Here is an 11,832-nt window from a genome sequence, read left to right on the forward strand (position 1 = left end):
GTTTATGGTGATTTCGCGCCATAAGGGCAGAAAGGGTATAGCTATCGCTTATGAACTTTAATCAACTTGATAATCTGGTTCCTTTGGATCTTATTTCCAAGATCTTTGAACTGATGGAACAGCATAGCTTTCCCAAAAACCATCTACTTCACGAAAAGGGAACAGTATGCAAGCACATTTATTTGATTCACAAAGGCCTGGCCCGAACCTTCTTTTATAAGCACGGCAAGGACATCACCGTGCATTTGGCCTCCGAAGGGGAGGTCATCACGGCTGTGGACAGTATTATCAGTCTAAAAAAGAGCCGCTACAATGTGGAACTATTGGAAGACAGTGAGGTCCTTTCCATATCGTACAAGACGCTACAGGACTTGTTATCCCAATATCCGGAATACGAAAAATATGTACGGCTGGTCTTGGAACGCATGTACACAGAAGGCGCGGACCGCATTGAAGAATTCTTGTTCTATTCTGCCAAAGAGCGATATGAGAACCTAATACGAACGCGGCCCCAACTCATACAAAGGGTAAATTTGGGCCATATTGCCTCTTATTTGGGCATGACACAGGAAACCTTGAGCAGGATTCGAAAAATGCCTTGAACTTTTTGATAAATGTCAAAACGTAAGGAGTATTGGAATCTTAATTTTGCCCCAAAATCACATTTATATGAATTCAAGATATATCAAATTATTCTTGCGAGCGGCCATTGCAACCGCCTTTTTATCTGCCGTGGCCGACCGATTGGGCCTCTGGCCCGAAGGACTTTACGCTTGGGGCAATTGGGACAGTTTTGTTCAAAGTACGGAGGCTATGAACCCTTGGTTCCCCCCAGCGATTATTCCAGCTGTCGCCTTTATGGCCACAGCACTGGAGGTTGTTTTTGCTTTATGCCTTCTTATCGGGTTTAAGACCGAACTGTTTGCCAAGCTTTCAGGCTATTTACTATTGGCCTTTGCCTTGGCAATAACATTTTCCTCGAACATAAAAGGGTCATTTGACTATTCTGTTTTTACCGCTGCTGCTGCTGCTTTTGCATTGAGTCTGCTTCGGGAAAAACATTGGGAACTGGATACCCTAATTTTCCCTAATAAGGTTTAGCAACGAGTTTTCATCAACGAAAAATTAAAAGCCCCAACTTAGTTGGGGCTTTTTATACAAGAACTATTCGTGGATGATTTCAGCTTTTCTATCAAGCTTCTTATTCTAAAAGAATCGGGATAAGGTTATCCTTAGAAAACTATCCTCCCGAAAGTTGCCCAAGATCAGTTCATCCTCGGCTATCGAGCTAAAAATGCGGGCCTCTACCTCAGCCCGCCAATTGGAGCCAAAACGTCGGGACGCCTCCAAACTAAAAATAGCACTGCTCGATTCCAAATCGGCAATGCCGCCAACTAAAACAGAGGTGTCCTGTACATCGTTAAAGGCCAATCGACTTCCAAAGAAAATGTCGTTTTGCAAGGCGGTCAAGGCCAGTTCATCCCGTTCGTCATAGAGATATTCAGCCAAAAGGCCAATGTCGAGGCCGTTGCCATTGATATTGCTAAAGGTATATTCCAACCCGGCCACCAGGGCGAAGAAACTTTGAGCATCCGCATCCCGATAGATGGATTCCACTTTCCAAAGAAAGGCATCGTGGGTAATCTGTAAATCCACTCCACTTTGGTGAATCACGGGATAAAATGATTGTATGTTTCCAAACGCATCAAAAACAAACAAGGGTTCGCGACCATTCCCATAAAAATGGGATAGCCCAATATCGAAAATCCCAAAATAGTGCTTCCACCGAATAGCCAGGTCCTGTCGCCACTCCTCTGCCCCACTTTCATATCCAATATCATCTTGGTTGATGACCGTGCCAAAACGCAATCGCCCTGTTTCTCCAGGAAAGGTCCGTCTGCGATGGTATGGCAGGTAAAAGAAATCAAAGGTTCCGAGCTTGTTGGTGATATAGCTGAACTGCACCATGGGCTGTCCCAATTTTTCCTCCCCGTCAAAAGTTTCTACAGCATCCGTTTGGTTGATGATATCGACCAAATGATTGCTTTCGGCCACCCCCCAATACACTTTTTTGAGACCTGCACTCAACTCCCAATTATCCTTCGCTTTTTGGTAGTACAACTCACGAATGTCCCAATGGGTACGCTCATCATCCCGGTCTACTCGTAAAAAGCCCGTAAAGTTGATACTTTCATAGCCATCGTTCCATTCTACCGAATATTCAGGTCGCAATGCTATGGAAGGATAGTGGTCCAATTGATCCTCAAATTGGGCATCATCCCAAAAATAGCGGTACTCCGCTTCCATTTCCAGTTCAAATTCTTGGGTGACCTTGCGTTCTTCGGCTTCTTGGGAAAAAAGTCCTGTTATCCCCAAAACGCCGAAACCGAGGAACAAAAGATGTCGCAACACGTGCTGCATATCAAAAAATGTTACTATTGAAGAAAGCCATATCAGATTGGGGAACAATCAACCTTAAGAAGGATTGCTAACCTATCACAACAAAATACCCGTTTCCGATATGGCTGTTTCTGAATGTTTCCGTTGTTATTTTCCCGCTCTTTTAAGCGCTACTTCCGTGAAATTCTCATCGGAAAGCGCAGCAGCAAAATTGTAATCGCTAAAGGTCAACAAGGTCTCCTTGTTGGTCTGATGGTTGACCATATTCAGTGTCAAAGCTCTCCAATATTTATTTTTGTAAAGCTTATAATCCTCATAGGTCAATGTCTTCAAAAGGGAGTTTTTACGGTCGTAAAAATCCATTTTCTCCAGACGGTATCCCTTGTCTTTGTTGTACACGGCAATCCTACGGGTATATCCTGACTTGGGATCTACTGGGTCTTGTTCCACATATAGCAAGTCACCTTCGGCCTTGATAAATTTGTAGGCATATTTTTCCACCTCTTGACTGGATAGATCCTCATAGGCAAACTCACTCCCCACAAAAGGCCCCGATTTGTTGTTCGAGGAAATCCGCTTCACCCTTTTTATGGATGGGAGGTACAACCACTGGTCGTCGCTGCCCACTTTATGGGTAAACGTCAAAGTTGCGGTGCCCTTAACGTCCTTCGGGCTATCGAAAACGATGAGTGATTTATCGCCGTCCTCAGTCAGTTCAAGGAAACTGTTGCTCAAAAAACGTTGACTTGTTTGTCCGTTCTTGTTTTTCAAGACCATTTTCAGGTCCACGGAAGAACTTCCCCAGCCCTCATCGGCCTTTTCTGCCGCTTTGGCAATTTGAAGTCCACGTTCTTCGGCGGTTTGCGCCGAAATAAAAGATGCATGTAAAGCTATGCTGGCTACTAAAAATAATCTGATTGTTTTCATTGCTTTGTTTTATAGGATTTTCTTCAATTAATTGGTTTGCACCTGTGGTGCTCTAGTGACAGTTTTTTCGCTTTTCTCCCTACTTATCAAAATCAATAGGGATGGCAGTAAAAAGAAGTCAATGATCAATGCGGCTAGGATGATAATCACCGTGATTCGGGCCATATAACTGTTTAAGGCAAAGGAAGATGTGGAAAGCACAATAAAGCCTGCTAACAGTACCAAGGTGGTAGTCACCAAGGCCTTGCCCACTGTTTCGAAGGCGTAGATGATAGCCGCCCGGGCATCGTACCCCAATTCCCTACGCGCCCGAAGAAACTTGCTCATAAAATGCACGGTATCGTCCACGATAATCCCCAACGTCATCCCGAAAACGATGACCATACCTGTATTGATGGTTCCTTTAAACAGATACCAGAAACCAAAGCCGACCAAAACTGGGGTCACATTTGGGATAATACTCAACAAGCCCAGTTTGAAATTGCGCAGGGCGATCATCAACACCAGCGAGATCAGGATGAGGGCGACAATGTTTCCGTTGAACATACTTTCGGCCTGTCGGAATCCCAATTTGGAGAACATCATCGTCGGGCTTACGCCAATCGCATGCATGGGTTCTGGAGCATTGTCCTTCAACCACTGCTCAGCCCGATTGGAAAACGCTATCATTTCGGCACTGCTTATGTTTTCGAGGGTAGCCGTGACCCGACTTTCCGATTTATCCACGTTGATTTGGTTGTTCAAATCCAGACCAAAAGGGAGTGACAATTCATAAAGCAACAGATATTGTGCAGCTTCCTCTCTGTTGGTAGGAACCCTGTAATAGGTTTCATTATCCCCATGCATGGAGCGGTTTACTCTGCGAGCCACTTCGCTAAACGCGTTAACATGGACCACTTCGGGTTGCTCTTCCATCCAATCTTCAAAGGCATTGAGTTTTTGCAGATAGGTCGGGTTGTTGATACCTCCACTTTCACCGCTTCCCACCGAGAATTCAACATTGTAGAATCCGGTGAGGTTATCGTTTACAAAATCACTGTCTGTTCGAAACTGAACCGAATTATCGAAGTATTCCACAAACTCGTCATTGAAGACGTTTTTCGTTGCCAAAAAGGTCAAAATGGCGATGATCCCGGTGGAAATCAAGGTCAATTGAATAGGTCGGGCCACTACAAAGGTTCCCAAGTTGGTATACCACCCCATTTTTTCCTGTGCTGCTTCGGCTGACTTTTTCTTTTTCCAAATTGGAAAAATCGCCATCAAGGCCGGAAGGGTAGTTGTTGAGAACAAGAAGGCCATGGTCATCCCAAAAGCGACAATGTTCCCCAAGTCCCAAAATGGAGGTACATCCCCAAAATTCAAGGTCAAAAATCCGATGACTGTGGTCAAACTGGTGATGAATACCGGCATAAAATTCAGTCGCATGGACTCAACCAGTGCCTCCTTTTTCTCCATCCCATCCTTACGTACCTTCTGCAGGAAGGTGATGAGGATATGGATACTATCAGCAACGGCCAGAGTCAATATCATGGTCGGGAATACTGAGGATGGAGGGGTGAGTTTAATGTTATTCAATCCGAGGAACCCTACTGCGCTCATAATGGAAAACAGCACCACAAAAAGTGTGGCAATCGTCGCAAAAATGTTTCGGGTCAAAATCAAGGTGACCCCGATAACAATCAGCAACATTACCATGGTCAGCATCAAATCTCTTTGAGCGGCCTCAAAAAAGGCAGTGTTTAAGGGCACCAGACCTGTGGTGTACACCTCGAACTCCGGATGTTTTTCCTTGAAATTGGTAATCATTTCACGTGTGGCAATAGTAACCTCTGGGATTTCGGTGGCACTGTCCACTCCGGGAAGTTTTACGGTGATATTGATGGCTGTTACACTTCCTGTTTCATTAATGATTCGATGAACTAATAAAGGTTCTTTAAGTGCCTTCTCTTTGATTTCCAAAATTTCGGCATCTGTTTTGGAGACCGACTCGTAGGAAAGATCATCTACATAGAGATCATCGCCTTGGGCGCTGGTATGCTGAAAATTGGTAACCGCATCCACCCTTGACGAATACGGTGTATTCCAAGCCTCAGCGGTCAGCTCCTCAATGGCCATTAGGTTTTCTTTGGTAAAGATGTCCCCATTTTTAGGTGCTAGCACAACAATTACGTTGTCGTCTTTGGTATACTTTTCTTGAAGGGCATCAAAAGCCTCCAATTCTGGGTTGGATTCACTAAAAAATACATGATAATCACCATCAAACTGCATTTTACCTTGGGAGGCTAGGCCCGTGGCCAGTAGAATGGTGAAAATTAAAACGGGCCATTTAAATTTAATGACAAAATTGGCCCAGTTTTTTGCAAATGCATTGGTTGCATTTTTGGCTTTGTTGATTGCGTTCATTGGATTTAGTTTATTACTGTTTTGGTTTAAGACGTTTTAGTGGCAATGAATTGGACATACTTATAACTGACTGGTCAACTTTTCTTTGAATATAATCACTGAATTTAATACTTGACCGGTCATCTATTAATTGATCAAAAAAAATTAAATCAACTTCCTGACCATGCTCATGAAATTGTCGATAGGATATGCGCTGTTCCTTTCCTTCATCGTTACCATGGCTCCCTTCCCTGCATCTTCCAAGAATGCCACCAAATCAGCGGCATTCAATGTGGTATCAATTTCACCATATTCCTGAGCTTCCTCAACCGCTTCGGTGATATAGGTATTGACCAATTGGGTTTTCACTTCAATGGCTTTTCGTATTTCCTCATTGTGCTCAGCCATCTCACTGGCCAAATTACAGGCCATACAGCCCATTTTACAATTCAGTTCATCCTTGAGCACTTGGGAACGAAACTCATAAAAATCAAGAATTCTTTGCTTGGGGGATACCGATTTGTTTTGCAATACCTCCAAAGCAGGTGGGAACATTGTTCCGAAGTATTTCTCGATGGCTTTTACGGTGAAATCTTCCTTGCTTTTGAAATAGAAATAAAAAGAACCTTTAGGTACGCCAGCCGCTTCCACAATATCGTTGATACTAGTGGCATTATATCCTTTCGACCAAAGAATCTCCATCCCTTTCTCTAGAAGGGTGTCGTTCTTCATCTCTCCCTTTTCTGTCTTTCTCTCCATTGCGCACCAAAAATATGACCGGTCGTCTAGTAAACCAAATTTTTTAGGGAAAATTTAGGGTTTAGGGTCGGTGAACCTGCAATTGTTCTTTCTCAACCTTTTCCACAACAAATTGATTATCAATGGATTTCATCTTTAAGATTTCCTCCAGAAACCTCTGGGTTTCTTTTTCAACTGAAGCTAAATCCTTGGAGGTAATATAGGATGTCATCACATGATTGTTCGATTCTGGGAAGGCCACTTTTCGTTTTTCGTTGGATTTTGTACCCAATTGTTCGAACATTTCCAACATCGCGGGAACAGAGACCACTTTATCTTGAATGGAGTCGTTTTTATAAAAATAGCCCATAAAAACAGGTTGGGTAATCTTTTCAAAAGTTTCCGGCACCATGGTATTATCCACCAAAGCCTGTAAATGTGTTAGGGCCTCCACTCGATATTTATGGGTCCAATATTTTTTTCGTGCTTCATTCGCTTCAAATTCATGATAATCGCTTTGCTTCACTATTTTGGCCAAATTAACTCCCCAAGGGCCAGCCAATAGTTTTGCATTTTTATCATAGATTTCAACGTTGGGAGAATACAACAACATACCGGCAATGTCAGAATCCTCCTGGGCCAAATGCAAGGCCAAGGTTCCCCCTGTGGAAGTGGCCATAAGAATGACCTTTTTCCCCAACTGTTTGCCAATGGCAATAGCTTCTTTAGCAGAATCAATCAACGCATCTGCCGTAATGGTCAGCATGGGTTCTTTTTCGAAGATCCCGTGTCCTGCCAAACGAGGTAGATAGAGATTACACCCATATTTTTTCGCAATATTCGTATGCAAAGGACTCCCCTCCCCTTGGCTGGCCGACCATCCATGCAAATAGACAATACAATACTCTGTTTTGGCGGGAATACTATCGAACCAGATAATTCGCGCTTCATTGTCCGGCTTCAGATTAGAAATGTCTTGCTCACGTTCCTGAATCATTTTTTCCAATGCCAAAAGATTGGTTTCCACCTCAGGAAGTACAGTATCTAAATTCGGTTTCTCCACCTTGGGACCTAAAACATAGAAAAAACCAAGCAGGAACAAAATCCCCACAACAACTTTTACAATTTTAAGGGCAATTTTCATGAACAAATGAGTTTTTGAGTGCAAGCATAGTGGTATTTGATAAATATACTATTTTCGTCCTACGTACTCCCCTTTTATGTCACAACTCAAAACACTTATCAAAAACCTTGGCCCTGGGCTGTTATTTGCAAGTATGGCTATTGGCACTTCGCATTTGGTGCTGTCCACAAAGGGTGGGGCACAATATGGTTGGGTAATGGTCATCCCAATTATTCTGGCCAACGTATTGAAGTATCCATTTTTCGAATTCGGTATCCGCTATACTTCTGTTACCCAAAAAAGTTTGATTCAAGGGTACTTGAACATGGGAAAGGGTTACCTCTGGATCTATGCCTTTATTACCCTAATTTCCACATTCACCATCTTGGCGGCACTATATGTGGTCACTTCCGGTCTTTTTATCAACCTTTTTCAAATAGAGGCGGATATTGGTCTGGTCGCCTTTGGGCTTTTTGTGTTCATTAGTGCTTTGCTCATCATTGGAAAGTATCAATTTCTAGAGGATTCCCTGAAGGCCGTAATTTCCATATTGTTCCTGGCGCTTTTGGTTACTACGGTAATGGTCATACACAAAGGTCCGGTCGCCGATACCACAAATTACGTAGCGCCTGAAATTTTTAATGAGGTTGGCATTCTTTTTTTGATCAGCCTTATGGGGTGGATGCCCACTGCGGTGGAAGCATCAGGTTGGGTGAGTCTTTGGACCATTGAAAACCAAAATACGATGAAGTCCAAACCTACATTAAAAATGGCTTTGCAGGAATTTAATGTCGGATACTTTATGACGGCTTTATTAGCCATTTTCTTTTTGGTTATTGGCTGGATGACCCTCTATGGTACAGGCACGGAACTAAGCGGAAACGCTGTCGTTTTTGCTGACCAGGTTGTTGGATTATTTACGACCCATATTGGTAATTGGGCTTACATATTAATTGCCGTGGCTGCCTTTGCCACCATGTTCAGTACCTGCATGACGGCCCATGATGCTGTTTCGAGGGTGAGCTTGGACGTTTTGGACAAGTTGTTTTCAAAAACTTCGGCTTTTCGGCATAAAAATGCCTTTTCGTATACCGTCTTGTTTATGGCCTTGGTCAACTGGGTCGTGATTGCCGCTTTTGGTGCCCATATGGGCAATTTAGTGGCTTTGGCAACTTTCGTGTCTTTTGTGATGGCTCCCTTGATTGGGTGGATGAATCTTAAAGCTGTTTTGGGGAAAGATATTCCAAAAGAGTTTAAGCCCAAAAAAGGACTTCAGGCCCTTACCTACGTAGGCATGGTCTTTCTCTCTCTGTTTGCCCTTTACTATTGTTGGATGTTATTGACCTAGGTTATTCGAAAAGTACGTTGTCATTCAACACAACAATCAATGATCTTTGATTTTTCTTGTGTAGAATTTCCAAACAATACACCCCGTTGGTGCAATTGTTGAGTATTTTTTCCTCCCCATACCCAATGGAATACAAAATATTGGATGAGGGCACTCCCTTCTCGATCAAGTAGCTTTTAATGGCATCCGACCTATTTTGCGTAAGACGGAAATTGGTGCTACTGCCACCTCTACTGTCCGTATAGGTTTCAATACGAAACTGTACGGAGGGAAAATCCTTGTTGAATTGCACAACCTTATCGAGTTCTGCAGTAATTTCAGGGATTAAACTGGTCTGACCCGTATTGAAAAAGAAATCTTTCAACTTCACTACGGTTTGACCTTCTTTTTCCTCCACCAAATCATCATAGGCAGCAAGGCTGATATTGAAATCCTGTCCTTCAAAAGAGGTCAGCTCATCTTCATCATAGACTTGGGAATAGGTGGAAAATCTATTCTTTGCCGACTCCACAGTAACTGATTCTTGCCATGGAATCTCAATGCGATAAGCTCCTTCATCGTCGGTTGTGGTTCGGGCCAAAATATTTCCTTGGGAATCCTTTAATCGAACCAATGCTTGGGGAATCTTTTCCGATGAACGATTCGATTTACTCACAATCCCTCGCAGGGTCAATGTTTTTAACCCTGGTTTTTCATCCAATTTGAACCCATAAACATCATCATCACCTTTTCCACCAGAGCGGTTGGAAGCAAAATAACCCAAAAGCCCATCGCCTTCATTTCGCATGATCAATCCGAAGTCATCTTCAGCGGAATTGATGCCTTCACCCAAATTTATGGGTATGCTAAAAGCATCCCTTGACTCGATATTGGATTTATAAACGTCCATTCCCCCCAGACCATAGAAAACATCAGAAGCGAAGTATAGGCTATTTTCGAAAATGAAGGGAGAGATCTCATTGCCTGGCGAATTGATACGGGGCCCTAGGTTGACCGGTGCGGACATAATTTGGCCATTATTGGTAGAAACGTAATACAAATCTGTTCCTCCATAACCATCTTCAAAATTAGCTGCGAAATACAGCCTTTCCGTTCCTTCATCATAAAAAGGATAATAGAACGAAGTGCTCAGGTCCCTGAACAAAAATTGTAGGGTCCCGCCTTCTCTTTGCTTTGCAATGGAAAGTGCGTTTTTTCCATTTTCATCAAAAAGCAGTTCGCCATTTTCAGAATTGGAAGTCACAAAGAATACACTTTGAAGGCCTGCTGAGTAATAGGGTGTCGCCTTGTGAAAATTTGAACTAGGAATCCCCTCAAAAGTAATGGGCTGTGCAAGTTGTCCATCAGGTCGAATTCCTGAAACAAAAATATTGAGAAAACCATTCCCGGCACGATTTCTTTTCTTGGTGTTTTGAACCCTGCCGCTCGAAAACAACACGGCGTTCCTATAAAAAGCAGGTGAAAAATCAGATTGGGCACTATTTGAAGCGGCATTGAAGATTTGATAATCCGGCTCGGTGCTCGCTATTTCACTTTGCAACAGGGCAGTATTGAACTCTGCATTTTCCATTAATTCCCGTGATAAATATTCGGGTTTCTGGGCCAGCAACTCATTTACACGACCTTTCTTTGAATTCTTGGACAAGCTCTGCAACCATTTATTGAAATGATGACCTGTCATTAATGAATCATTCTCGTAGAGCGAAGCATAAAGGTCTGAGGCCTTGTCAAAGGCATTGGTCTTAAAATATGAATCTGCTAGGTTCAACTGCTGTTGGGCTGTTAGCGGTTGGGTCAATCGTTCGGCTTCGTAGGCCAAGATGGCCTGGCGATACTCATACTGAAAGAAATAATTGTCGCCATTGGATTTTTTTTCCTGCCCTATACCAATGGAGCACGATAGAAGCAAAAGAAGTATAGATATGGTTTTGGGGTAACGCTTCATGTCAAAAAAATCTTGGTGAATCAATTTGCTTCGGTTTTCCTTTTGCAGGCTTGTTTTTGTTCCTACTCCTATCGCGTTGATTTCCTTCACGTCCAAAATAGAATTTTAAAATGGCCTCGTGCGAACCGCCACTAAACTCTCCCAAATTATTCGTGTTGTAATCATACGTATAGCCTAAGAAAATCCCATTTGAAATTTGAAATCCAGCCAACCCACTTACCGCATTATCGAAGCGATAGGATGCCCCCAAGGTAAAAGCGTCCAAAAACTGAAAATTGGCCGATAGGTTTACCGTTACTGGAGCTCCTTCCAAATAGTTGGCCAGAAACGCAGGCTTAAACTTCGTACGGTCTGAAATATTGAACACATAGCCCCCGATAAATGTAAATTGTAGATTGTCTTCTACCACTGTGGCCACTTCATCATTGTAGAGCCCATTGGTGAGCACATTGGGTACCGATAGTCCTAAATACCAATCTTCATCATACATGAACACGCCAGCTCCCGCAGTTGGATAGAAGTTGCTCAGATTCTCTCCTGTTGTGGCGGGATCAAGCGGATTGCTAAATGTTCCCTCAGAGTAATCAAGACTTAGCAGGGAACCTCCTCCCGAAATTCCGAAGGAAAGTTTTGTGTCATCCGACAATTGAATTTGGTAGGAGTACGAAACCGTAATAAAGGTTTGATCGGAAGGTCCAAGGGCATCGTTGACCACATTGAGTCCCAATCCTGTTTTTTCATTGGCAAAAGGCACATTGACCCCGAAACGAAGGGTTGTAGGTGCTCCAGGAATATCAATCCATTGCGCACGATAAAGTCCAGCCAATTCTGGTGATTCAACAGTGCCCACATAGGCGGGATTAAAACTGCCTATATTATACATGTACTGTGTGTACTGGGGTTCTTTTTGACCAAAGCATAAGACCATCCCGAATAAAAACAGGAAGGTGAATACTTTTAACATGACTG

At 43.1% G+C, this 11,832-nt stretch carries 10 protein-coding genes; 3 read left to right on the forward strand and 7 right to left on the reverse strand.

Features of this window, described 5'->3' with window-relative positions:
- Window positions 1-50 precede the first annotated feature (50 nt).
- Complete coding sequence (locus EW142_RS09905; protein ID WP_130613412.1) at window positions 51-602, forward strand: Crp/Fnr family transcriptional regulator; 552 nt, start codon at window positions 51-53, stop codon at window positions 600-602.
- A gap of 67 nt (window positions 603-669) precedes the next feature.
- A complete protein-coding gene (locus EW142_RS09910) occupies window positions 670-1,101 on the forward strand; it encodes a DoxX family protein (RefSeq protein ID WP_130613414.1) in 432 nt (143 codons plus the stop codon).
- A gap of 105 nt (window positions 1,102-1,206) precedes the next feature.
- On the opposite strand, the gene EW142_RS09915 is transcribed toward EW142_RS09910, so the two are convergent.
- The 5 genes from EW142_RS09915 to EW142_RS09935 all read right to left on the reverse strand — a co-directional run bounded on the left by EW142_RS09915 (window position 1,207) and on the right by EW142_RS09935 (window position 7,591).
- Window positions 1,207-2,421, reverse strand: coding sequence for a hypothetical protein (locus tag EW142_RS09915; protein ID WP_130613416.1), 1,215 nt, complete (start codon window positions 2,419-2,421; stop codon window positions 1,207-1,209).
- 126 nt (window positions 2,422-2,547) lie between these two features.
- Complete coding sequence (locus EW142_RS09920) at window positions 2,548-3,327, reverse strand: outer membrane lipoprotein-sorting protein (protein ID WP_130613418.1); 780 nt, start codon at window positions 3,325-3,327, stop codon at window positions 2,548-2,550.
- 27 nt (window positions 3,328-3,354) lie between these two features.
- Window positions 3,355-5,730 carry an efflux RND transporter permease subunit gene (locus EW142_RS09925; protein ID WP_130613420.1) on the reverse strand — a complete coding sequence of 792 codons (2,376 nt, stop codon included), beginning with the start codon at window positions 5,728-5,730 and terminating at the stop codon, window positions 3,355-3,357.
- A 144-nt stretch (window positions 5,731-5,874) separates the two neighbouring features.
- Window positions 5,875-6,468: a TetR/AcrR family transcriptional regulator gene (locus tag EW142_RS09930; RefSeq protein ID WP_130613422.1), complete on the reverse strand. Its 594-nt coding sequence runs from the start codon at window positions 6,466-6,468 to the stop codon at window positions 5,875-5,877.
- 61 nt (window positions 6,469-6,529) lie between these two features.
- On the reverse strand, window positions 6,530-7,591 hold the full coding sequence (locus tag EW142_RS09935; protein WP_130613424.1) for an alpha/beta hydrolase: 1,062 nt from the start codon (window positions 7,589-7,591) through the stop codon (window positions 6,530-6,532).
- 76 nt (window positions 7,592-7,667) lie between these two features.
- Between EW142_RS09935 and EW142_RS09940 the strand changes: the two genes are divergently transcribed.
- Window positions 7,668-8,918 (forward strand): NRAMP family divalent metal transporter, encoded by a 1,251-nt coding sequence (locus EW142_RS09940; RefSeq protein WP_130613426.1) that lies wholly within the window; start codon window positions 7,668-7,670, stop codon window positions 8,916-8,918.
- 1 nt (window position 8,919) lies between these two features.
- On the opposite strand, the gene EW142_RS09945 is transcribed toward EW142_RS09940, so the two are convergent.
- Together EW142_RS09945 and EW142_RS09950 are read right to left on the reverse strand one after the other, a co-directional pair.
- Window positions 8,920-10,863, reverse strand: a complete 1,944-nt coding sequence (locus tag EW142_RS09945) for an OmpA family protein (RefSeq protein WP_130613428.1) — start codon at window positions 10,861-10,863, stop codon at window positions 8,920-8,922.
- A 1-nt stretch (window position 10,864) separates the two neighbouring features.
- Window positions 10,865-11,827: a PorP/SprF family type IX secretion system membrane protein gene (locus tag EW142_RS09950; protein WP_130613430.1), complete on the reverse strand. Its 963-nt coding sequence runs from the start codon at window positions 11,825-11,827 to the stop codon at window positions 10,865-10,867.
- Window positions 11,828-11,832 lie beyond the last annotated feature (5 nt).

Origin of the sequence: Flagellimonas allohymeniacidonis (assembly GCF_004296335.1) — a bacterium.
Taxonomy (GTDB): Bacteria; Bacteroidota; Bacteroidia; order Flavobacteriales; family Flavobacteriaceae; genus Flagellimonas; species Flagellimonas allohymeniacidonis.